This is a genomic window from Enterobacter cloacae complex sp. 418I7, assembly GCF_050030705.1.
Lineage (GTDB): Bacteria > Pseudomonadota > Gammaproteobacteria > Enterobacterales > Enterobacteriaceae > Enterobacter > Enterobacter intestinihominis.
Genome location: NZ_JBLGUU010000001.1, coordinates 2,572,054 through 2,595,125 on the forward strand (window position 1 = coordinate 2,572,054; position 23,072 = coordinate 2,595,125).

At 53.3% G+C, this 23,072-nt stretch carries 19 protein-coding genes; 4 read left to right on the top strand and 15 right to left on the bottom strand.

The genetic code is table 11. The annotated features are described in order from the left end of the window. Positions 1-116: 116 nt before the first annotated feature. On the top strand, positions 117-1,064 hold the full coding sequence (gene prs / locus ACQG0S_RS12365) for a ribose-phosphate diphosphokinase (protein ID WP_003856663.1): 948 nt from the start codon (positions 117-119) through the stop codon (positions 1,062-1,064). A 124-nt stretch (positions 1,065-1,188) separates the two neighbouring features. Beyond that, on the top strand, positions 1,189-2,868 hold the full coding sequence (gene dauA, locus ACQG0S_RS12370; protein ID WP_426750396.1) for a C4-dicarboxylic acid transporter DauA: 1,680 nt from the start codon (positions 1,189-1,191) through the stop codon (positions 2,866-2,868). On the opposite strand, the gene ACQG0S_RS12375 is transcribed toward dauA, so the two are convergent. Then, a complete protein-coding gene (locus tag ACQG0S_RS12375; RefSeq protein WP_426750398.1) occupies positions 2,854-3,912 on the bottom strand; it encodes a MerR family transcriptional regulator in 1,059 nt (352 codons plus the stop codon). The genes dauA and ACQG0S_RS12375 overlap by 15 nt on opposite strands. A 120-nt stretch (positions 3,913-4,032) precedes the next feature. Then, a complete protein-coding gene (gene ychH / locus ACQG0S_RS12380) occupies positions 4,033-4,308 on the bottom strand; it encodes a stress-induced protein YchH (RefSeq protein WP_022648382.1) in 276 nt (91 codons plus the stop codon). A 274-nt stretch (positions 4,309-4,582) separates the two neighbouring features. On the opposite strand from ychH, the gene pth reads away from it, so the two are divergent. Further along, positions 4,583-5,167 (top strand): aminoacyl-tRNA hydrolase, encoded by a 585-nt coding sequence (gene pth, locus ACQG0S_RS12385; RefSeq protein WP_048966565.1) that lies wholly within the window; start codon positions 4,583-4,585, stop codon positions 5,165-5,167. 126 nt (positions 5,168-5,293) lie between these two features. Beyond that, on the top strand, positions 5,294-6,388 hold the full coding sequence (gene ychF / locus ACQG0S_RS12390; RefSeq protein WP_010432886.1) for a redox-regulated ATPase YchF: 1,095 nt from the start codon (positions 5,294-5,296) through the stop codon (positions 6,386-6,388). Between the two features lie 70 nt (positions 6,389-6,458). Here ychF and comJ read toward each other — a convergent pair whose 3' ends face one another. From comJ to ACQG0S_RS12455, 13 genes are all read right to left on the bottom strand, one after another. Further along, positions 6,459-6,941, bottom strand: coding sequence for a competence protein ComJ (comJ, locus tag ACQG0S_RS12395; protein WP_046619517.1), 483 nt, complete (start codon positions 6,939-6,941; stop codon positions 6,459-6,461). Continuing rightward, a complete protein-coding gene (locus ACQG0S_RS12400; RefSeq protein WP_074142849.1) occupies positions 6,941-11,284 on the bottom strand; it encodes an RHS repeat-associated core domain-containing protein in 4,344 nt (1,447 codons plus the stop codon). Before ACQG0S_RS12400 ends, comJ begins: the two co-directional genes overlap by 1 nt. 3 nt (positions 11,285-11,287) lie before the next feature. After that, on the bottom strand, positions 11,288-11,728 hold the full coding sequence (locus ACQG0S_RS12405; RefSeq protein ID WP_023300307.1) for a DcrB-related protein: 441 nt from the start codon (positions 11,726-11,728) through the stop codon (positions 11,288-11,290). 76 nt (positions 11,729-11,804) lie between these two features. Then, positions 11,805-12,881, bottom strand: a complete 1,077-nt coding sequence (locus ACQG0S_RS12410) for a hypothetical protein (RefSeq protein WP_048966564.1) — start codon at positions 12,879-12,881, stop codon at positions 11,805-11,807. A 3-nt stretch (positions 12,882-12,884) separates the two neighbouring features. Beyond that, positions 12,885-13,439 carry a hypothetical protein gene (locus ACQG0S_RS12415; protein ID WP_074142853.1) on the bottom strand — a complete coding sequence of 185 codons (555 nt, stop codon included), beginning with the start codon at positions 13,437-13,439 and terminating at the stop codon, positions 12,885-12,887. Between the two features lie 75 nt (positions 13,440-13,514). Then, positions 13,515-14,027 (bottom strand): hypothetical protein, encoded by a 513-nt coding sequence (locus tag ACQG0S_RS12420; RefSeq protein ID WP_063138060.1) that lies wholly within the window; start codon positions 14,025-14,027, stop codon positions 13,515-13,517. Further along, positions 14,008-16,548, bottom strand: coding sequence for a type VI secretion system Vgr family protein (locus tag ACQG0S_RS12425; RefSeq protein ID WP_426750402.1), 2,541 nt, complete (start codon positions 16,546-16,548; stop codon positions 14,008-14,010). Before ACQG0S_RS12425 ends, ACQG0S_RS12420 begins: the two co-directional genes overlap by 20 nt. Positions 16,549-16,612: 64 nt before the next feature. After that, on the bottom strand, positions 16,613-17,050 hold the full coding sequence (locus tag ACQG0S_RS12430; protein WP_225303296.1) for a hypothetical protein: 438 nt from the start codon (positions 17,048-17,050) through the stop codon (positions 16,613-16,615). A gap of 364 nt (positions 17,051-17,414) precedes the next feature. Next, positions 17,415-18,485 carry an ADP-ribosylarginine hydrolase Tri1 gene (tri1, locus tag ACQG0S_RS12435; protein ID WP_048966917.1) on the bottom strand — a complete coding sequence of 357 codons (1,071 nt, stop codon included), beginning with the start codon at positions 18,483-18,485 and terminating at the stop codon, positions 17,415-17,417. Further along, positions 18,482-19,816 (bottom strand): PAAR domain-containing protein, encoded by a 1,335-nt coding sequence (locus tag ACQG0S_RS12440; protein ID WP_038416223.1) that lies wholly within the window; start codon positions 19,814-19,816, stop codon positions 18,482-18,484. Before ACQG0S_RS12440 ends, tri1 begins: the two co-directional genes overlap by 4 nt. A gap of 2 nt (positions 19,817-19,818) precedes the next feature. Beyond that, positions 19,819-20,613 carry a DcrB-related protein gene (locus ACQG0S_RS12445; RefSeq protein ID WP_038416224.1) on the bottom strand — a complete coding sequence of 265 codons (795 nt, stop codon included), beginning with the start codon at positions 20,611-20,613 and terminating at the stop codon, positions 19,819-19,821. 11 nt (positions 20,614-20,624) lie between these two features. Beyond that, positions 20,625-22,553, bottom strand: a complete 1,929-nt coding sequence (locus ACQG0S_RS12450) for a type VI secretion system Vgr family protein (protein WP_063138099.1) — start codon at positions 22,551-22,553, stop codon at positions 20,625-20,627. 84 nt (positions 22,554-22,637) lie between these two features. Beyond that, positions 22,638-23,054 carry a hypothetical protein gene (locus ACQG0S_RS12455; protein WP_237764903.1) on the bottom strand — a complete coding sequence of 139 codons (417 nt, stop codon included), beginning with the start codon at positions 23,052-23,054 and terminating at the stop codon, positions 22,638-22,640. Positions 23,055-23,072: the final 18 nt, after the last annotated feature.

Sequence of the window (23,072 nt, forward strand, 5' to 3'; positions counted from 1 at the left end):
CCTGTTCCAGACGTTGCATCGCGCTCTTTAATACACCGCCTGGATAGCGTTTGCTTAGGCCCCGCAGTTTGCGGCGAACGCTATCCACCACTGGACGCATGCCTGAGGTTCTTCTCGTGCCTGATATGAAGCTTTTTGCTGGTAACGCCACCCCGGAACTAGCACAACGTATTGCCAACCGCCTGTACACTTCCCTCGGCGACGCCGCTGTAGGTCGCTTTAGCGACGGCGAAGTCAGCGTACAAATTAACGAAAATGTACGCGGTGGTGATATTTTCATCATCCAGTCCACCTGTGCTCCAACGAACGACAACCTGATGGAATTGGTTGTTATGGTCGACGCGCTGCGTCGCGCTTCTGCTGGCCGTATCACTGCTGTTATTCCTTACTTTGGCTATGCACGTCAGGACCGTCGCGTCCGTTCCGCGCGTGTGCCAATCACCGCTAAAGTTGTCGCAGACTTCCTCTCCAGCGTCGGCGTTGACCGCGTACTGACGGTCGACCTGCACGCAGAGCAGATCCAGGGCTTCTTCGACGTGCCGGTTGATAACGTTTTCGGCAGCCCAATCCTGCTGGAAGACATGCTGCAACTGAATCTGGACAACCCGATTGTGGTTTCTCCAGACATCGGCGGCGTGGTACGTGCTCGAGCTATCGCGAAGCTGCTGAACGATACCGACATGGCGATCATCGACAAACGCCGTCCGCGTGCTAACGTTTCACAGGTGATGCACATCATCGGTGACGTGGCTGGCCGCGACTGCGTGTTGGTGGACGACATGATCGATACCGGCGGTACGCTGTGTAAAGCCGCTGAAGCGCTGAAAGAGCGTGGTGCGAAACGCGTATTCGCTTACGCGACTCACCCGATCTTCTCCGGCAATGCGGTAAACAACCTGCGTAACTCCGTCATCGACGAAGTTGTGGTATGCGATACCATTCCACTGAGTGACGAGATCAAAGCGCTGCCAAACGTGCGTACGTTGACCCTGTCCGGGATGCTGGCCGAAGCGATTCGTCGTATCAGCAACGAAGAATCCATCTCTGCAATGTTCGAACACTGATCGAACACGGCTAAAAAACCCGCTACGGCGGGTTTTTTTGTTTATAGTATTTATTTGTATGACTTATGCCTCCTTCACCTGCCATTCATATGACAGATGATGCGCACACGGATGATAGATAATTGTGAAAAACGTAACCTCCTCACATGTTCTGCCCTTTCGCGCCCTCATCGACGCCTGCTGGAAAGAGAAATACACGTCGTCACGCTTTGTTCGTGACCTGATAGCCGGGATCACCGTCGGGATTATTGCCATCCCGCTGGCGATGGCACTGGCGATTGGTAGCGGCGTCGCGCCGCAGTACGGGCTGTACACCTCAGCCGTTGCGGGGATTGTGATTGCGCTGACGGGCGGGTCCCGCTTCAGCGTCTCCGGCCCAACTGCCGCCTTTGTGGTGATCCTCTACCCGGTTTCCCAACAGTTTGGTCTGGCAGGCCTGCTGGTTGCCACCCTGATGTCCGGCATCTTTTTAATTCTGTTCGGTCTGGCCCGCTTTGGTCGCCTGATTGAATATATTCCCCTTTCCGTGACGCTGGGGTTCACCTCGGGGATTGGGATTACCATCGGGACCATGCAGATTAAGGATTTCCTCGGCCTGCAAATGGCCCATGTTCCGGAGCACTACTTACAGAAAGTGGGCGCGCTGTTTATGGCGTTGCCGACGGCCAACCTGGGCGATGCAGCCATTGGCATCGTTACCCTCGGCACACTCATCGTCTGGCCTCGCTTAGGCATTCGTCTCCCGGGGCATCTCCCCGCTCTGCTGCTGGGCTGCGCGGTGATGGGCGTCGTCAACCTGCTCGGTGGACAGGTCGCCACCATTGGCTCCCAGTTCCACTATGTTCTGGCGGATGGCTCACAGGGTAACGGTATTCCGCAGCTGCTGCCGCAGCTGGTTCTGCCGTGGGACATGCCGGGCTCCAGCTTCACCCTGAGCTGGGATTCCCTTCGCGCTCTGCTGCCTGCCGCGTTCTCCATGGCAATGCTGGGCGCGATTGAATCCCTGCTCTGCGCCGTCGTGCTCGACGGCATGACCGGCACTAAGCACAAAGCCAACAGCGAACTGGTCGGTCAGGGCTTAGGGAACATCGTTGCACCGTTCTTCGGCGGTATTACGGCTACGGCTGCGATTGCCCGTTCCGCCGCGAACGTACGTGCGGGCGCGACATCACCGGTTTCCGCGGTCATTCACTCCCTGCTGGTGATCATGGCGCTGCTGATCCTTGCCCCACTGCTTTCATGGCTTCCGCTCTCTGCCATGGCTGCGCTGCTGCTGATGGTGGCCTGGAATATGAGTGAGGCGCATAAGGTGGTGAATCTGCTGCGCCGTGCGCCGAAAGACGACATCATCGTGATGCTGATCTGCATGTCGCTGACCGTGCTGTTTGATATGGTTATCGCTATCAGCGTCGGCATAGTGCTGGCCTCGCTGCTGTTTATGCGCCGCATCGCGCAGATGACGCGTCTCTCTCCGGTTAACGTTGAGGTGCCTGACGATGTGCTGGTGCTGCGCGTGATTGGCCCGCTGTTCTTCGCCGCGGCGGAAGGTTTGTTCAGCGATCTGGCGTCCCGCATCGCGGGCAAACGGATTGTGGTGCTGAAGTGGGATGCCGTCCCGGTGTTGGATGCCGGCGGTCTGGATGCCTTCCAGCGCTTTGTTGCCCGCCTGCCGGAAGGCTGCGAGCTGCGGATCAGTAACCTCGAATTCCAGCCCCTGCGCACCATGGCGCGCGCGGGCGTGCAGCCGATCCCTAGCCGATTGTCCTTCTACCCTAACCGTGAAGCTGCATTAGCGGATCTGTGAGTCATCTGATGCAGAGACACGTCTTTGCATCATCACCCCGATCGCCTGCTGGAGCCATTCAAGCACGGCAGGCGTCATCCACGTACCTTTCATCAGATGCGGCTCCTGCTGCATGGCGAGACGAAATTTTTGCTGGGTCTGCGGATTTGTTCCCGCATAGGACTGGAATAAAACCAGCCACTTTTCTGCCAGCTTTTGCGCATCGTCAGAAGCGGGACTGAGATTATCCCGCTGCGCCTGATGCAGCTTTGCCACCAGCGGCGGCCACTCCATCATCCGGTCAAAGTAGTGCGCCCGGGTAAAGGCCATCTCTTCGGCAGTGAGATATTTCTCCCAGATGCTGAGCTTTGATTCGGCAAACGCCCGCGTGATGTAATCCGCAATCTCCGGTGTAATGCCGGTTTGCTCCTGCATCTGCGGCTCCACGCTGTGCATTTCGTTCAGACGGGTCAAAAATTCCGGTTTGCCTGCGGTATCCTGTTCCAGGCGTTCCATCCACCGTGAAGCCAAATCGGTCGCCCGCGCGTCCGTGACGCTGACGTTCTGTTCCAGTAAGTGTTTAACCTCCGTCACCAGACCCGACCAGATATCCGCCAGCGCCTCTTTCTCTACCGCAAACGGCAGTTGCTGCAATTCTTCTTTGCTAAACCAGCGATCGTACATATTCATTAACTCCAGAGTCTGTAGCCAGGATTCCAGATCCGGCGTCGCATCGTCGGTCAGCCCGGTACGCAATTCCACCAGCCGGTTGCGCAGCGTATGGATGCTACGCAGTTGCTTGTCCAGCAAAGTGATTTGCCCGTCGAGTAATTCCGCTAATGACAGCGAACGCTGTTCCAGAAAATCCCTGATTTCGGCAAGCTCCAGACCGGCTTTTGCCAGCGTCTGGATCATATGCAGACGTTGCACATCCGCCAGGTTATAAAGCCGGTAGCCTGCCGCGCTTCTGGCAGAAGGTAACAACAGCCCTGTTTGCTCGTAGTGATGCAAAGTCCGCACGGTGATCCCTGCGCGTTTCGCCAGTTCACCCACCTGAATCAACATAACGGCTCCTTTTGTTCTGCCAGTGTCGCTACTCTGAAGCCTTACGTTACGTGAGGGTCAATGCGTCATGCAAAAAAAAACGACTTCAGATGAAGTCGTTTCGGTGTTCTTTATGGGGCACTAGCCGTGCTTATGCTGGTCACGGCGGCATCGTTTATCGTAATGGCGCACCCACCAGTATTTATCGCAGACTTCCTCATGTCCGCTCACACGCGCCCCGGCGAGCCACAATACCGCACCGAGGAAGATACTCAGCACCGCGCCATGCGCAAAGTATTGTGGGAGGTCAAGCTGCGGTAATTGGTTTAAAATTGAATAACCGACACCGGCGACCATCACGAACAGTCCCAACCCCATTAGCACGTTACCGAGCATTGAAGCGTTTTTGCGTTTCATATGTCACCTCCGGAACTTTGGGTTGTCAGGGGAAAAACCCCTTCTCCTTGTGTGTAAAGTATAGACAACGCCACTTATATGAGTTGCGTGAATGATCACATTTACAGATAACTCCCGGACAAAAATTTACAAATAAGACATTGAACAGCTTGAAATTCTAATTGTTCAAAGAAGAAATTATTCGCATTTCGGTGTACAGCAGGCAGAACTTTGTCAAGCGGCGCGCCAGACAGTAAACTACGCGCCAGATCTGGAACCCATTAGGAAGTAAATCGTGACGATTAAACTGATTGTCGGCCTCGCCAATCCGGGCGCAGAGTATGCCGCTACCCGCCATAACGCCGGCGCCTGGTATATTGATCTGCTGGCGGAACGTCTGCGCGCGCCCCTGCGTGAAGAACCCAAGTTTTACGGGTATACCTCACGCATCAATCTTGCGGGTGCTGACGTGCGGTTGCTGGTGCCAACCACCTTTATGAACCTGAGCGGCAAAGCCGTGGCGGCTATGGCAACGTTTTATCGCATCAATCCGGATGAGATACTGGTGGCCCACGACGAACTGGATCTGCCGCCAGGCGTGGCGAAGTTCAAGCTGGGCGGCGGTCATGGCGGCCACAACGGCCTTAAAGACATCATCAGCAAACTGGGTAATAATCCTAATTTCCACCGTTTGCGCGTGGGAATCGGCCATCCGGGCGATAAAAACAAAGTTGTTGGTTTCGTACTGGGTAAACCACCGGTTTCTGAGCAGAAGTTGATTGACGAAGCGGTGGACGAAGCGGCCCGCTGCACCGAGATTTGGCTTCAGGACGGCCTGACGAAAGCCACCAATCGACTGCACGCTTTCAAAGCGCAATAATCGGCGCCATGGGGCTTTTTTACCGCGCGTCGTGCGGGTTACGTGTATAATAGGCGTAGTTATTTACTTTTCTTCAATCGGTTATCGTTAACGGATTGATTATCAAGATATTAAGGTGATTTAGAAATGGGATTCAAATGCGGTATCGTCGGTCTGCCAAACGTGGGCAAATCCACCCTGTTCAACGCGCTCACCAAGGCAGGTATTGAAGCGGCGAACTTCCCGTTCTGTACCATCGAGCCGAACACCGGTGTTGTTCCTATGCCCGATCCGCGTCTGGACCAGCTCGCGGAAATCGTGAAGCCGCAGCGCATTCTGCCAACTACCATGGAGTTCGTGGACATCGCGGGCCTGGTAAAAGGCGCATCCAAAGGTGAAGGCTTGGGCAACCAGTTCCTGACCAACATCCGTGAAACAGAAGCGATCGGCCACGTTGTGCGCTGCTTCGAGAACGACAACATTATCCACGTTAACAACAAAGTGGATCCGGCTGACGACATCGACGTCATCAACACCGAGCTGGCCCTCTCTGACCTCGACACCTGCGAGCGCGCCATTCACCGCGTGCAGAAGAAAGCCAAAGGCGGCGACAAGGACGCGAAAGCGGAACTGGCTGCCCTGGAAAAATGTCTGCCACAGCTGGAAAACGCGGGCATGCTGCGCGCGCTGAAAAACCTGACTGAAGAAGACAAAGCGGCGATCAAATACCTGAGCTTCCTGACCCTGAAGCCAACCATGTACATCGCCAACGTTAACGAAGACGGTTTCGAGAACAACCCGTACCTCGACAAAGTACGTGAAATTGCCGCGGCTGAAGGTTCTGTGGTTGTTGCCGTGTGCGCGGCCGTTGAATCTGATATCGCCGAGCTGGACGATGCCGACCGTGAAGAGTTCATGGCCGAACTGGGTCTGGAAGAGCCGGGCCTGAACCGCGTGATCCGCGCGGGCTATGAGCTGCTGAACCTGCAAACCTACTTCACCGCTGGCGTAAAAGAAGTGCGTGCGTGGACCATCCCTGTGGGTGCGACTGCGCCTCAGGCGGCCGGTAAGATCCACACCGACTTCGAGAAGGGCTTCATTCGTGCGCAGACTATCGCGTTTGAAGACTTTATCACCTACAAGGGTGAGCAAGGCGCGAAAGAAGCTGGCAAGATGCGTGCGGAAGGGAAAGACTACATCGTTAAAGATGGCGATGTGATGAACTTCTTGTTTAACGTCTGATTAGTTTTGAATTAAAAAAATCCACGCTTTGGCGTGGATTTTTTTCGTTCTTATTTAGTTATTATTAACGTTAAAAAACACCTTCTTTGAGTGGATTATCTTTTTTTCCGCCCCAAGGGTCGTCTAATAAAAACTTAGCTGTGACAGTGTCTTTTTCCGGCACAAGAGTGAAATTGTAATAAATTTCATCCCCTTCACAAATCTCATAATAGAGCGAATACGTTTTGTTGGTTACATTTATGTTTATGTCAAATTTCTCTGTCGCAGAAGCCACCTGAAGCTTATTTTTATCTGTAATAAAAAATGGCACTACAATGCAGCGTTGAGCATTTTCATCTAAATTAAAAGCATTCTCTATTTTGATATTTACGTTCGCTCCAAATGCGTCCTCTGGTAAAGGATCAAAAATAACATAATCTTTATGAATCACAGCACCTTGAGATACATTACCTTTACCCCACTGACTCAGTTTTTCATCATAGTCTCGTGATCGTAGCAATATTTGACTATGTGAAATCAGTAGGTCAACTGTTTGTGTGTTTTTATCACTCATTATATTACCTCGACTTTTATTCTTGTACCATCTGGCAGTTCTGATAAAACATTACCAATGCTTGAACCTGCACCACGGTTATCGCTAGGATCTATATATCTTACACTAGCACCATCACCGCCTTCTTTAAACATCGCCATAGGCCATTCATCACGATCGTATCCTGGCTTAGTTTTGATATTTTTAAGACTCGTTTTCCTGTTAGCTTTTGCAGTGCCTCGTTGGATTGTTACAACCTTTGCATGTCCTAAATCGATCGCATCTGATATGTGACCAAACGTTGCTGGATATTCAGAGCGTTTCAATTTCAAAACGTATTCGTAATTTTTTGACTTCGATTTTGTTAAAGTGCAACCAGCTAATCCCAGTGGATCTATCCAGGTAAGAGGGTTAACAGTATATTTATATAAGTTTATCCCCCCCGCCAGCCCTATCGGGTCCTGCTGCGTAAACCGTCCGCAGTCCGGGTCGTAATACCGGAACAGATTGTAGTGCAGCCCTGTCTCACGGTCCAGGTATTGCCCCTGCATGCGCAGGTTCTGAGAATATCCTGATACCTGCGTTTCGCTTTCCCGCAGCAGTTTGCCCCAGGCGCTGTTCACCCCTTCCCAGCGCACCTGCCCTTCGCTATCCGTCATCCGCTCCGGTGTGCCGTTGGGCTGACAGTGGAACCAGAAGATTTCCGGGGCATCAACGCCGTCAATTCGCGCCAGCGGATCGTAGCTGTCCTGATCGCTGTAGACGTAGGTCAGCGGCACATCCCCGTGCACCTCCTGCAACAGCCGGAACCCTTCCCAGACAAACCGCGTGGTGACAGGCTTACCGGTTGGCTGCCCGCCCAGCATCTGGCGGCGCGTTTTGCTGATGCGTCGCCCGAGCGGATCGTAGCGGAAGCTGACCTCCGTCTGCGGTCTGTTGCGGTCCCGTGGCTGGCTGATGACCTCCGTCAGGCGGTGCTCGCCGTCGTAGCGGTAGTGCCAGCGGGTCTGGCCGTTATCCTTCTCAACGGTGCGGCCATGGATGTCATAGCACCAGCGAATGCCGTTCAGCTGCGTCAGGCGGTTGTGCGTGACCTTCTCAGCAGAGCCTTCGAGCGGGTTACCGGCAGCATCCCAGCGCCACTGCTCCTGGCCGGGCAGCGTGCCGTCCTGAACCAGCAGACGTCCGGCGCTGTCGTACTGCCAGCGGTACCAACTGAACGGGTTATCGTCCCGCTCTTCGCGGACCAGGTTATTGCGATAGTCGTAATCCCAGCGGCGGGACCAGCGGCGCGGCGACGGGCGCTGGGCATTGCCGGTAAAAACATCCCGGCGATGCAGTCGACCGAGACGGTCATATTCGCTGCGTGTGGTTAGCAGCCCCTGCGTACGGCTGGTTTCACGGTGAAGTTCGTCGCGGGTAAAGTCGGAGACCGAGAGCTTATCAAGCGCGATGCTGAGCAGATGCCCGCTGCCGTAGTAGAACTGTTTCAGCTCCCGGCCATCGGGCAGCGTGACGGAGGTGCGGTTACCCAGCGCGTCATACTCCCACGCCAGCTCCCCGTGCTCGCCCGTTTCGCGCGTGACGCGCCCGAGCGCGTCATACTCAAACACAAGCTCCTGCTCGGCCTCGGCACTCCAGGCATCGGCTGAAAGCGCGGGATGCAGCCCAATCCGGCTCAGAAGGCCGGACGGGGTGTAGTGGTAGCGGGTCTGCCCTTCCGGCGTGGTGCGGGCGACCAGTTGGCCGCTCGCGCTCCAGGCAAAGGCATGGGTAATGGCCTCCGGATGTTCGGCGGCAAAGGTGCGCGCTATCGTACGCCCGCAGGCATCGTAGCGATACTGCGAGGCCACGCCATCGAGCCCTACCTCTTCCAGCAGCAGCGAGTCCGCACCCCAGCGGAACTGGTACGCTTCGCCGTTTTCGTTTTCCAGGGCAATCAGACGCCCGCGGCTGTCCCAGCGGCGGCGCACCTCTTCACCCTGCGTATTACGGGTGGCGGTTAAGCGCCCTGCCTCGTCGTATCTGAACTCGCTCTCTTTCCCGTCGGCGCCCGCATGCTTCACCGGCAGACCACGTTCGTTCCATTTGAGCGACTCTGTCCACCCTTCCGGGCGATCGAGCTGCACCGGACGCCCCGCGGCGTCGTAGCGGTAACGCGTCTCTTCGCCGTCGGCGCTTATCTCAGCCACCAGCCAGCCCAGCGGATGATAACGGTATTGTGTCACACGGCCCGAACAGTCCGTCGCACGCACCATCTGCCCGGCCTCGTTGTACTCCTGGTAACGGCTGTTCCCGGCGGCATCGACTTCTTCCACAACCTGACCAAACTCGTCCCGACGAAGCAGCGTGGTCTGCCCCATCGGATCCACCACGCGTTTCAGCCCGTGATGTTCGTCATACAGGAACCGGGTGGCGCTACCGTCGGCTTCGATGATGGACGCCGGAAGCGCACGGTGCTCCAGCCAGGTGGTGGTGCGGGTATTGCCGTCGGCGTCGATCTCCTGCACCCGGTTGCCCATCTCGTCATAGACGAAGGTAACGGCATTACCCAGCGGATCGATGCGACGCGTGAGGAGTTCGTTGTCATCCCACTCGTAGCGCCAGTTCTCACCGCGCTCGTCAACGTAGCGAACAATCAGGTTTTGCGCGTTCCAGTAATGCTTTCGCGTCTGACCGTCGTAGTGATCGACGGTCGTCAGCCCGGCGGCTAAATCGTAGCTAAAGCGACAGCCGTCGCCGGTGCTGGTGCGGTTTTCCACCACGCGCCAGTGGTCGAATTTTTGCCAGCGGTATTCGCTCTCCAGCCCGCCCGGCAGACGGTGCCAGACCATCAGGCCATCATCGTTATAACGGTATTCACGGGTAACCACGCCGGAGGCATCCGTTGCGCTGGCCAGCTGGCCGCGCGCGTCATACCCCCACTGCATCAGCGGCCATGTCTGGTTGCCGTCAAAATGGCTCGCCGAGGTAACGCGCTGCGGGAAACGTTCATTTTCATAACGCAGAGTGACGTCGATCGCCCGCGGCTCATCGTGCAGACCGACCAGCCGCCCGTGTTCATCCCACGCCGTCAGCAACGCGTTGCCGTACTCGTCGCTGAGGGAGGCCAGGCGCAGGATGGCTGGGTTGGCGCGGGTCTGTTTATACAGACGCCACACCGCGCCGTCATCGTCGGCAATCGCCACGTCGCCGCTCTCATTGCGGCGGATGATAATGCCTTCGCTGATGCTGTAAAACGCGCGGTCGACCGGCGGCAGTTCAAAGCTCAGCTCGCGCCCGGTTTCATCGAACCAGGTGGCGTTGTTTTCTTCCAGCGTCAGATAGCTGTCAAAGGTGGTAGCCCAGCCCAGACCAAACAGCCCTTCGCGGGTGGTCAGGCTGTTGTAGCTGCGTTGCCAGCGTAGCGGAAAGCGCCCCGGCAGCGAGAAATCGAGTTCGTCGTCGTCATTCAGCACCTTCACGCCGGTAGCGGCGTGAACCGGGTGCGAGGAGCCGAACACGGCGTTGACGGCCATATCAGCCAGCATCCCGCCACCGGCAGCAGCCAGCGCGCAGGGCATGTTTTTCAGGATCTTGCCCGGACGCCCGCGCAGCAGGGAGAGCGCAATCATCCCCAGCGCCAGGCCCGGCGTTTTGCCGCTTTTAATATCGCGAACCGTGAGGGTGTCGCCGCCGATGATCACGTTCGGGGAGACGTCGTCGGAAACGGTGCCTTCGCAGGTGGTGCGATCTTTCGCACGCACCGCGGGCTGCCCGTTGATAAAGACGCTTTTGGAGCCTTCCGCCAGATACTGCGGCCCGGAGTGTTTCTCGCACGCCACCTTGTCTTCTTCCAGCGGCGAGGTCCCGGCAGCGGCAGAGGCCACGCTCGGCTGCCACATTTCGCTGCCGAACTGTCCGGCAGCGGCAAGCAGCATGCCCGCGTAGTCGGCAAAGCTGCCCGGAGACTGCGGCTCAGGGGAAGGAGTATCGGTAGGCGTCAAGGTCCCGGCTGCGCGTGCAGCGGGGATCGCATTGGTAAGAACGTTGCTGGAACCGGTAGTGATCTTACCCGCAGGCGACGGCGGGAAAAGCGCGTTGCCCAGCCCTTCAGCGGCGTTGCTGATATCGTCGGTGATCCCCGCAACGTTCGCCAGGACACCCCCAATAATGCCGCTCAGCAGACAGCTGGATCCGATCGCCGCCACGCCTGCGGCTGCCGCCCCGGCTCCCAGCAGTGGCGCCGCCACGGTAGCTGCCGCGCCCACCGCCGCGCCAATCACCGCATAGGCGGCACCTTCCGCCACAATGCTGGTTATATCAGCAAAAATGCTGGAGTGAATAATCTCGTCGCCCTTACGGGCCGCGTTGTTATCGCTCATGCCTTACACATTCCGGTTGTCGTTTAGCGTCAGACTTTGCTTCAGTGCGCTCCAGCGCGCCTCGTCCTCTTCCGTAAAGGCTTTTAAGGCCGAGAGGGTAAAAATCATCAGTACCGGTTTGTCCGGTGTCTGCACGGCAAGCTGTTTTTGCCACAGGCGCTGGCCGTTACGGTCAAAGGTGGTCTCAACTTCCAGCCCGTTTATTTTTCCGTCAGGCCCGGCTTTTACGTGCTGAAATTCGCTCTGGGCGATCTCACCCATCTGAGAACGCAGCACATCCCACTGGCGGTGAAACTCTTGTTCGTAATTGCTGCCATCCGGGATGACGCCGCGACTGACCACCACGGATAATCCGCTCTCGTCATCACGAATGATGTTCATGCTGTTATCCTGCCAGGCGGCAGGAAAAAGGGAAAACGAACCTTCCTGGAGGGTGTATTTCATAAGTGAACTCGGGATGATTAATATTGTGAGAAACAAAAGAGGCCAATCCGTGCTGGCCTTTTGGCTGGCTGTATAGTTATTTAAGCCACTGGCCTGACTGTTCGACTAAAACATGACTGCCTTTGCTGACAACCAATTTCACAGGTGCATACGTTACGGTGTAAACGGTCTCGCCATTCTTGTACGTTGAGCCGATTATTTTACCTGCGGAGTCGTGCAACGTTTTTCCCCTTAAGGAGATCGTACTGTTATCGCTTTTGCGCACGCCGAGATAGACCATCTGGTCACATTCGCTATCAAAATGACCGCACTTATTTATAAGAGAAATAGCGAACCTTTCGGTGTCCAGTTTTCTGGTTTCAGCGTTTTGAACCGAAGCGGCTTTACGTAACGTATAACGCTGCGGAGCATAATAATTTCCTTTTTGAGGAGGAGTAACTAAACGCCATTCCATCTCACTCCCCTTTATTTCCAGAACAGCCCGACCGCCTACGCCGCCAAATGATGAGTTGAACTCAACGTTGACACGATTGCCAGCGATCGTACCGCTAAGATTTTGCTCATCATCTTCAGGGCAATCTATGCGGTTTCCTCTCTGGGAGATATAGCAATAAGAGCCGGTGATCCGGTTGCCTGATTCAGCTAACCGCAGTGTTAACGTCGAGTCGTTCTCGAATTCGCCAGCCCAGTCCCCGTCAAACGCGAGACCTGCCTGGATGTTCGTTGCAAAATGCAAAGCATTGAATCTGGCAGCCCATTGCTGAATATCGGCATGAATAACCGGGCTATTATCAGAAGACTGGTAATGAATGACGTCCGACTCCGGAACCACCCAGGCCGCAAAGATTTTGCCGTCAGGATTGATAACCAGCACGGATGCATTCTCCTGATAGAGATCTTTTAACCAACCTTCAACAAACAATCCGCCACCTGTGGTGGTATGCGGTTCACCGAAGACATCAAAGTTATCAATAAAGGTCTGGTAATGATTTCCCAGCGTCTTCCTGAGATTGTCTGTCACTTCACTGTCGTTAACGATGAGACTAACCGTATTGAGGTTATTGTATTGCGATAATTCAAGCGCAGATGACGTTTCAACTACGCCTGCCCATAAAGCAGTGAACAATACGACTGCCAGAAATTTCTTGGTCATAAATCACTCTAAAGAATCATTATCGTAATTCATTGTTATTTTTACAACCTTACTGTCTTTAACCTCAAAAGAGAGTAATTTCTTACCCAATTCATAGGAAACCCACTGCTCCCCGGAATCATTTTCGACCTGGCCACCACCATATGCTTTATTAAGTTCATTTAATGTTGAACCAATATGGATCCCGCGAGCTGTTTTGCCATCCGTAGCAGTTAGCGTAATCTGCGCCACAATATAATCGTCAACACTTCGCTCGGTTTTATCCCACCAGAGATTGGAACTGAATATTTTTAACCCAGTCTTCTGATGCTGGTAGAATTTATAGCTCGTTCCGTCAAAAGGAACCTCACCGACAAAACTACCTTCCACAGAAACTGCAATTTTACGCGCAACCTCAGGAGTCCACCTATCGCCCAGTGCCACAATCTGGTCTTTTATCTGTAGAGAAAAATCCTTTTTAGCCAGACTGGGCGGCATAGTGTGAGCTACTACTTCATAACTGCTCAGAAAGGTAGACATGAGGGTAAAAAAAAGAGAGACAGAAAGGCGTTTTTTCACGTTAATCGTCATTTGCTGGATAAATATTATGCTACTCACCACTCTAAAAAGCGGTGAGTAATGAAATAAGCATTTTTAGTCAGCGCTAATAGCGACCCCACCCAAGCAGTCAGTTTTTTTTACTGTGAAACTGAAGCTTACTTTTTGTCCATTCATATCCTTTGGCGCTGTATAACTGGTCACTTCGTTCTCCGAACGGCCTCGTGGATAATCAGTTAACGTCAGTTGCGGATAATGTTTTTTAACCGTGTCGAGAGTGATGCACTGGCCGGACGGTGAAAAATTCAGTAACGGTGCCATACCTTCACTTTCTTTGCTTAAACGTAAATCAATTGCAGTAATGTTCGTTCCATCCGCCAGTTGGATATCGTCGGCATTGTAGAAATTGATATATTCATTCTGTTTCGTTAGCTTGAATGACAACGGAGCGTTATCCAGACTGTTAACGGACAATGTTTTGAGTGATGCGCTCATTTCTGCAATGAACTGCCAAAGATCCTGTTTTTGCATGTTACCTCCTGCCATTCCCGTCGTTAATAAAGCCGCAAACACCGCACCCGTTTTTATACTATGGATAATTTTTATCATACCAACCGCCATAATAATCTTCGTAATATTGCCCTGTGGTAGACGTTTGTTCGCCTTTGCCAAAGATACGGCCTATCTGCGTACGCGCTTCACTTTCCTTTATAGCCCCGCGTTCGAGAGAATCGTAGATTCGATTATATTGTGACTGATTTGCCGGATTGCCTGCAATACCTATATCCCCTCCCTTATTGGCCAGGATTTCACGCTGCACCCGGATATTATTCAGTGTTGCAGCGCCTTCATCACTAAGTGCACTGTTCAGGTAGGCATCGCGCGATGAAACATCAATGTTAGGTTCATATAACGCGTGGCCACTTTCATGCGACAGAGACTGAACAACAGCCTTGGGATTACCAAGCTCATTTTTATCAACGGTAATAACTCGCGTTTGACGATTAGCAAACGTTCCCTTGCCTGCTTCACCCTCTTCGAATGTCCAGCCTCGTTTCTTTAAAGTCGCAATGTCATTTTTCATGGTTGGTGATTTGTCTACAAGACCATCCACATCCTTACCATATCCGCTTGAAGGCACACCTGATGATGGGGGTGTTGCAGTTTTAGAGGTTTCGGCAGGCGCGCTTGCAGCCGCACCTGCCTTACTCTCCTTTCCCGGCGCAAACTTCTCCTGCACCGCCGCATCAATATCCCCTTTATGCCCCGATCCCGGTGCCGTTGTGCCCGGCTTGGTTCCCGAGGTATTCAGATGCAGCTTGCCGCCCGTGGTGATATAGCCGTCCCCTTCAACGAAGAAATTGAACTCTTTACCAATCAGGTTAATTTTGCCGTTAGCGTTAAGCTCAATAGCACTCTCACCCGAGACCAGCCGCAGCTTGGTCCCGGAAGCAATGACATACTGCTCTACCGCTGCATCCAGCTTGCCTTTTCCCGTCAGGATCTCGGTTCCGCCTTTCACGGCCTGGATCTGGTTCGCTTCAACACGATGCAGCTCATTTTTCTTCACGTAATGGCTGCGTGCGCCCCCGACGCTGTGCGTTTCATCATTTTTAACGCTGGTGTCCATATTACGCTCAGCCTGGATCCACACCTGCTCTGCGCCCGCCTTGTCCTCAAAGCGCAGGGCGTTGGCGTTGTCCACGGAACCGTCTTTCGTGCGGCTCATAAAGCCCATCTGCGTCGCCGCAGCCGGCAGCGCCCACGGTGGCATGCTCGCCTCGTTATACACGCGGCCGGTGATAATCGGTCGGTCCGGGTCACCGTTGATAAAGTCCACCACCACCTCGTCGCCGACGCGCGGGATCTGCACCCCGCCGTAGCCCTGGCCCGCCCAGGCGCTGGAGACACGCACCCAGCAGGAGCTGGTGTCGTCACCCTTCGCCAGACGGTCCCAGTGGAACTTCACCTTCACACGGCCATATTTGTCCGTCCAGATACTCTCCCCCTGCGGCCCCACGACTTTCGCCGTCTGCGGGCCGTAGGTCCGCGGCCACGCCGTGCTCTGCGCCGGACGGTACGACACCGACGCCGGGATTACGGTGAAATCGGTGCGGTGAATGGTTTCACCTTCGCCGCTGGCGTAGCGGTTCTCCTCGAAGTGATACCCCGCCGCCGTCACCAGATACTCGCCGTTATCGCTGAAGAATGGCGCGTTGGTCAGGGTAAAGATGTGGCCCGGCGCAATGCCCGCCGCCGTGGCCGTCGCCTGAATCTGCTGATGCTCCACCTGCCAGCGCTCCTGACGGATACGGGCGTAGAACTCCGCATGGCCTGTCTCCACAAAGCGCCCCGGCCAGTCGTACACGTCGATGCTTCCCGGTTTCGGTGACGCCGGGTTCTGCTGCGCCTGGAAAAGCCACGCGTTCGGCTTGCGGAAGTCGTAATCATCGAGGCTGTAAATCCCCGGCGTCACGCTGTCCTCCAGCGCCCACTGGCTGATGCCCTCTTCATCCGTACTGCCGCCGGACGGCGTCTGGTGGTAAGGAATGACCTCATAGCCGCTGAACGGCTGATGCTGCGTCGCGGCGTCGGTCAGTACCAGGGTGTGCTTGTCCGCCTCGTGGCTGAAGTAGTACGCAATCCCCTCCAGCTCCATCAGGCGGCTGATGAAGTCCAGGCTCGACTCCTGATACTGCACGCAGTAGTCCCACACCCGGTAGCTGCCGGTGAGTTTGTCTTCGAGGTTAACCTGATGCTCACCCAGCAGGGTTTTCACTATCTGTGGTACCGTCTGGCCCTGGAAAATCCGCAGGTTACGGTCGCGCTTCATCGGCCACAGGTCCGGCTCTACAGTCAGCTGGTAGACCGCATAGCGGGTGCCCGTCAGCTCCACGGCGCTCACCGCCACGCGCGTCACCTTGCCGTTGATAAAGCGGGGAGTAAGCAGGCTCTGCGTGGGGATGGTCACTGTGACCGGCTGACCGAGCAGCCTGCTGCGGTCAAGGCGCGCATCCGTGCCGAGCAGAGTCAGCGTCAGCGCGTACGACTCGGACATCGCCTCGCGGCCGGAGAGTTTCCAGAAAAGCAGCCCCTCAACCGGGAGCTGAACGGTAATTCGGTTGAGCATAATCTTTATTCCACTATGGACTAATCTCAGTGTTCATTGAGATATTTTTTATTAAATATCGTGCTTATTTAAGCCATAAACCTGAAAACATAAGGACGCTACCCAGGGAAACCAGGCATTTTGCAACGATAAGTAAGCCAGGCGCAACGACGGGTGTTATAGACGATATTGCTTCATAATTTTTCGCATTGTATTTTTTGTGCCTTCCTATAATCCCGGAAAAGATCGTGCAGAGCAGCACAACGGTAACTTTTAGTCCCCATACGCACAGTAAAGACATGGAAAAGATAATTGAATATTGTTTCGCCGTTGCGACGGAGAATAATGACATTGACAGAGCTAACCATTTCAACGTAAAACCAATAACAACCGTAGCCACCAGCACCAGAACAAACATCAACCCGGCCAGGAACCATTGTTTTTTACTGAACAAGTCTTTTCCATTCCATATAAGCGTCTGTGTCCAAATCATAAAGAGAATAAAGAAAAGCCAATGCATCATAACATACCACATTTATACATGTTGTATCTCCAAGCATTGTCGTGTCGTCATCTCACTTCACATCACACTTCTTTTCCAAACCAAACACCATAAAACATCAAAATACAGCTTAACGAAGCGAGAGATTTTGCTACCAAGCGTAATTTTTGGCCCGAACCGTTGATTGATTATACCAATGACACCATTAATTCAACCCAGCTTAATATAATTTTTTATCCACAAACCATGGTAACCACATATTCTCTTCTGAAAGAATATGTATTTTAAAATGTTTGACACGCAGGGATCTTTTTAGCTAACAAAACATGAAGTACAGACAAAGATAGAGGCACGGTACAATACCCGTGCCCGATGACTAATATAATTATAAAAAATTATCCTCTGGAGCTCTATCGAACAGTTCACCTGCCATTTTTGCGATACGTTCGTGCTGTACAAGTTTGTTTTTCCACTCCTGCGGAATACCGGAATAACCATATAATGCTCCAGCGATTTGTCCCGCTGTCGCCGCAACGCTGTCAGCATCATCGGCAAGATTGGCGGCCAGCAGAATCGCATCCCGGAAGTTATCAGTATTCCATACGGACCACATCGCGGCCTCAAGCGTATCGATAACATAACCACTTGAACGAATCTGATCGCGAGTTTTTTTCTTATATTCACCCGCATTTATGATCATTACACGCGCGCACAAAGGAAAAACATGAGGCGAAAAAGCTTCTTCTTTTTGATAACCGTTAATTAAATAGTGCAATACTAATCCGAGAAATTGGCATGCATTAATTGACTCTACCGCGCCATGAGTTGCGCGACTCTGAGCCTGGGATTCGAAGTAAATCGCACGCAGCGATTTTCGACGAAAGATAGACACCGGAGCTTGACGAATAACCCCAGCATTACCAGCAGTGTGTTTTTCTGTATTACCATACCAGGAAGGCCCGATACGCATATACTGTTCAAGCGCAAATCGCGTCGTATTGCCAATATCGAAACACCGACCATTACTGCTATTATCACCGTTAAGATACCATTTGACGAGATATTTTCTAAGTACATCGGTATGCATTCTGTTTTCTGAAAGATAAGTTTCCGCCAGACATAATGCCATGGACGTATCATCTGTCCATTCGCCAGGTTTTAATTGGAAAGGTCCGCCACCAATCATATCCGCTACATGTTCACTGTCTCTTTTCTTAAACTCGAGAGTAGTGCCGACTGCGTCCCCAACAGCCAAACCGACCAGCGCCCCAAGTGCTTTATCACGTGAAATATCTTCAGTCGTAATTAAAGGTAATGTTTCATCCCAAGCTTGTGAAGAAGTTAAACCATCAATACCGTTGTTTTTTATTGCCTTACGGACATTAATTGGCATGTATGTACGATAGCGATCGGCATAATGATTGATTTCAGAGTCTTCAGTATGAAGGTCGATCATGGTATTTCCCTTAATTCTATATTTGTTATCCCAAGCTCATCTGACCTGCTGATAACCTCAAACGATGTATTAGGCTTAAATAGCACTTCAGTCTCTGTTGCATTGAATTCTGAAAGGAAGTCAATTTTCCGACCGGAAAAACCTTCAATACGCATTTGGATAGGACCGCTGAAGCCTTGATTAACATCAGTACTAACAAAGGCTGGATCGATAACTGTTTTGCCCGGAGTATATCCTTCCAATATGTGTGAAGGTAAGCTGTTCATCCCGCGGTATGTCTCTCCACTAAAAGCAGGAAGCTGGTCCAAGCCATCATTTATATGTTGAGTAAATGCTTCCATTTCTTTAGTCATTGGTTTCATACCTCGTAATGCTGGGTTTACCATTTTGTAGCCAGGATCGGTAGTATAACCATACAATGCGCCTACTTGCTCATCACTGAGTAAAGCAGACAAAGCAGGATCACGATTCTCCGCTAATTCTCTACCACGAGTGATCCATTTTTCGGCTCGTTGTTTCCCTACGGCTTCGCTTAAGCTCATCCTTGGCGAAGCAGGGGCTGTAACGGGTTCCGCACTAACGCGCGACATTGATTTACCAGCCCGCCACGCATCAAACCTTGCACCACCCTTCATGCCAGCCCCGCCGCCGATAACAGAGCCGATCAGCATCCCCCATTTCTGCCCGTCGCTGCCTTCGCCAAACAGCATTCCACCCGCGTAGCTACCAACAGTGCCACCGCCCATCGCACCGAGGGTACTCAGAAGTGCGATTGCCGGACTGGCCAGCACCGCCATCGCTCCGGCACCAACGGCGAGCATCGTCCAGTTTACCCATTCAGGGATTTCAGGGCTTATTTCATCGGTCTGAACTTTGCTTCCACCAATAATAACATTACGCGATCCCTGACTAATCTCAGCGCTACACGTCAATTTATCGCCAATGCGGGAGGCGGGAAAGTTGTTGATGTAAACCTTTATCGACCCTTCCGCAACCCGTTGCAAGCTACCGCTGTGCTCGTCACACTCTCCGGCTGACAGATGAGCGCGGATAGCCTTTCGGCTGTTGATAAAAACATTGGGTGAACCTTCTTTCAGCGTACCTGTCGTGTGGCGTGGAGCCCATGACATACTGCCGAGGAGTTCTCCTAACCCACCCGCAGCACATGCACCAGCCGCAACGGCAGAAACAGCAACCAGCGCGGTCCCTCCAGTGACGACAACGGCAGCAGCGCCCAGAATGGCCCCACCAACCAATCCTGCAATCATCCAGCCTTTTGAGGCTGTATGAGCAATCTCATCATCTTCGCGAGCGGCCAGACATTCGGACATAATTATTCGGCACGCTGTGCCATCAGATATCCACGTATCCGATCGGGTGTACTAAGTTGGTCAGAGCCAGCGACCTGACGGCAAACGGAAAGCTGTGAAAGCAAGTGATGTGACTCGTCTGCGAAAGTCGTCCACAGCGCGTAACGAAGGGGTTGGCTGCCCGGAACGGGGGCAATACTGAGCGGTTTACCCTGTTTATCAAAAAGCAGATATTGCCCCTCTTTCGCCCGCTGAAGCGAAAGATGTCCATAAAGTTCCTGAATTTTTTCAAAAACACTAAGTACCTTACTCTCAACATCAAGCGCAAAAAATGGCCCCAGGCTGTCGGCAGCGAGCATGTCTTTAGTTTCGGTCAGAGCTGGTTTGTGGAATTTAATACTGCGAATAATTTCCCAGTATTGATTATGATAATAATCGCTGAATTCGCCAGGACATGTGCCAATATAACACACCAGCTTTTGTCCGCCAGGATGGTCACCGAGCAAAATCACCGTCTGCTTCTGAAAGATGGCTGAGTTATCATTTTTAAATTGATAAAAAAGCTCTACCGCCGGGTGACCATCAACAGAAGTCATCTGAGAGGATTCAAGACGAAAATCGGGCACCGTGATTTCCAGCTCTCGTACCAGGCGAGTTGCCGCATCATGAACTTTATCTTCATGTTTAGCACTCGCACGAGAAACAACAAAAGTAAACTCACTTGCTCCATTATCACTCAGGGTAAATAAATTCATTGTTCTGTCTTTAAATACATCGGGTAAGGCGAGAGTTGCTTCCTGAAGAATATATTCGGCCATTCTGATCACTCTTACTTATTGGCATTAATTACAAAAAAACCATCTACTTCCTGCTGGATTTCGCCCTGAAGAGATGCACCAGGCGGATCGATGACGTTTCGTCCATCATCAGGATTCAAATGTAATTCGCCGGAGAGTGTATTAATTTGTGCAGTCTGTTTTGCAGTAAAGTTAAAGTTATTACCAATGATATGAACGCTACCGTCTTTGGATAGCTCGAGGGCACTCTCACCACATTCCAGTCTCAGCGTATTCCCTGCGGAAAGTATAAAGTTGTTAACGACTTTATCGGTTCGACTCTTACCCGTCAGGCATATCACATCGCCTTTAATCCCTGATTTCTGGTTTTTCGCTACCCGTAACGTTTCATCTTCACCAACAAACTGGGTACGATTTTTTTCAGTAGAATGAGACTCGTCGTTTTTGACGTTAATATCCAGATTGCGCTCAGCCTGGATCCACACCTGCTCTGCGCCCGCCTTGTCCTCAAAGCGCAGGGCGTTGGCGTTGTCCACTGAACCGTCTTTCGTGCGGCTCATAAAGCCCATCTGCGTTGCCGCAGCCGGCAGCGCCCACGGCGGCATGCTGGCTTCGTTATACACGCGGCCGGTGATAATCGGTCGGTCCGGGTCACCGTTGATAAAGTCCACCACCACCTCGTCGCCGACACGCGGGATCTGCACCCCGCCGTAGCCCTGGCCCGCCCATGCGCTGGAGACACGCACCCAGCAGGAACTGGTGTCATCGCCCTTCGCCAGACGGTCCCAGTGGAACTTCACCTTCACACGGCCATATTTGTCCGTCCAGATACTCTCCCCCTGCGGCCCCACGACTTTCGCCGTCTGCGGGCCGTAGGTCCGCGGCCACGCCGTGCTCTGCGCCGGACGGTACGACACCGCCGCCGGGATAACGGTGAAATCGGTGCGGTGAATGGTTTCCCCCTCGCCGCTCGCGTATCGGTTCTCCTCGAAGTGGTAACCCGCCGCCGTCACCAGATACTCGCCGTTATCGCTGAAGAACGGCGCGTTGGTCAGGGTAAAGATGTGGCCCGGCGCAATGCCCGCCGCCGTGGCCGTCGCCTGAATCTGCTGATGCTCCACCTGCCAGCGCTCCTGACGGATACGGGCGTAGAACTCCGCATGGCCTGTCTCCACAAAGCGCCCCGGCCAGTCGTACACATCGATGCTTCCCGGTTTCGGTGACGCCGGGTTCTGCTGCGCCTGGAAAAGCCACGCGTTCGGCTTGCGGAAGTCGTAATCATCGAGGCTGTAAATCCCCGGCGTCACGCTGTCCTCCAGCGCCCACTGGCTGATGCCCTCTTCATCCGTACTGCCGCCGGACGGCGTCTGGTGGTAAGGAATGACCTCATAGCCGCTGAACGGCTGATGCTGCGTCGCGGCGTCGGTCAGTACCAGGGTGTGCTTGTCCGCCTCGTGGCTGAAGTAGTACGCAATCCCCTCCAGCTCCATCAGGCGGCTGATGAAGTCCAGGCTCGACTCCTGATACTGCACGCAGTAGTCCCACACCCGGTAGCTGCCGGTGAGTTTGTCTTCGAGGTTAACCTGATGCTCACCCAGCAGGGTTTTCACTATCTGTGGTACCGTCTGGCCCTGGAAAATCCGCAGGTTACGGTCGCGCTTCATCGGCCACAGGTCCGGCTCTACAGTCAGCTGGTAGACCGCATAGCGGGTGCCCGTCAGCTCCACGGCGCTCACCGCCACGCGCGTCACCTTGCCGTTGATAAAGCGGGGAGTAAGCAGGCTCTGCGTGGGGATGGTCACTGTGACCGGCTGGCCGAGCAGCCTGCTGCGGTCAAGGCGCGCATCCGTGCCGAGCAGGGTCAGCGTCAGCGCGAACGACTCCGACATCGCCTCGCGGCCGGAGAGTTTCCAGAAAAGCAGCCCCTCAACCGGGAGCTGAACGGTAATTCGGTTGAGCATAATCTTTATTCCGTAATGGTTTATGCTGAGAGTATTTTTAACGCAAGGTTTTTTTAAACGTGAATGTTCTGGTTGTTGGCCGTCTTACTCTTTAACCGCGGGCCTTTCCCCTTCATATTTATAAATCCACAGGGAATAGATTTTCAGAAACTCTGACAAAAAGAACAAAAAGCCATTTAGCCAGACATTCATCACGCCCGTGAAACTTAACACCAGGGGAAAAAGGGAAACTGAGTAGCGAAATCCAACCAGACGCAGTATTTCCTGGTAGAGCGCCAGTCTTCTCGCGTATAAATTCCGGGCGAAGAAGCACCATGCTGAGGCAATAAAAGAGACCAACAACAAGAAATCGAGAATAAAGAAAAGAATAACCAGAGCGCTATACCCACCAGCAGACAGCGTGTTCACAACCGTACTGAAGGCGTGTATATCGGAAATAAAAGGGATCCTGTCATGTCGCACGGACTGGGCACAATAGAAGACAACGGCCAGGGCATCCATGCATCCCCAGAAAACGAA

Coding starts and splice junctions, on each gene's coding strand:
- ACQG0S_RS12375 (WP_426750398.1), bottom strand. CDS start 3,912: ATGTTGATTCAGGTGGGTGAACTGGCGAAACGCGCAGGGATCACCGTG.
- ychH (WP_022648382.1), bottom strand. CDS start 4,308: ATGAAACGCAAAAACGCTTCAATGCTCGGTAACGTGCTAATGGGGTTG.
- ychF (WP_010432886.1), top strand. CDS start 5,294: ATGGGATTCAAATGCGGTATCGTCGGTCTGCCAAACGTGGGCAAATCC.
- comJ (WP_046619517.1), bottom strand. CDS start 6,941: ATGAGTGATAAAAACACACAAACAGTTGACCTACTGATTTCACATAGT.
- ACQG0S_RS12400 (WP_074142849.1), bottom strand. CDS start 11,284: ATGAGCGATAACAACGCGGCCCGTAAGGGCGACGAGATTATTCACTCC.
- ACQG0S_RS12405 (WP_023300307.1), bottom strand. CDS start 11,728: ATGAAATACACCCTCCAGGAAGGTTCGTTTTCCCTTTTTCCTGCCGCC.
- ACQG0S_RS12410 (WP_048966564.1), bottom strand. CDS start 12,881: ATGACCAAGAAATTTCTGGCAGTCGTATTGTTCACTGCTTTATGGGCA.
- ACQG0S_RS12420 (WP_063138060.1), bottom strand. CDS start 14,027: ATGATAAAAATTATCCATAGTATAAAAACGGGTGCGGTGTTTGCGGCT.
- ACQG0S_RS12425 (WP_426750402.1), bottom strand. CDS start 16,548: ATGCTCAACCGAATTACCGTTCAGCTCCCGGTTGAGGGGCTGCTTTTC.
- ACQG0S_RS12430 (WP_225303296.1), bottom strand. CDS start 17,050: ATGATGCATTGGCTTTTCTTTATTCTCTTTATGATTTGGACACAGACG.
- tri1 (WP_048966917.1), bottom strand. CDS start 18,485: ATGATCGACCTTCATACTGAAGACTCTGAAATCAATCATTATGCCGAT.
- ACQG0S_RS12440 (WP_038416223.1), bottom strand. CDS start 19,816: ATGTCCGAATGTCTGGCCGCTCGCGAAGATGATGAGATTGCTCATACA.
- ACQG0S_RS12445 (WP_038416224.1), bottom strand. CDS start 20,613: ATGGCCGAATATATTCTTCAGGAAGCAACTCTCGCCTTACCCGATGTA.
- ACQG0S_RS12450 (WP_063138099.1), bottom strand. CDS start 22,553: ATGCTCAACCGAATTACCGTTCAGCTCCCGGTTGAGGGGCTGCTTTTC.
- ACQG0S_RS12455 (WP_237764903.1), bottom strand. CDS start 23,054: ATGGATGCCCTGGCCGTTGTCTTCTATTGTGCCCAGTCCGTGCGACAT.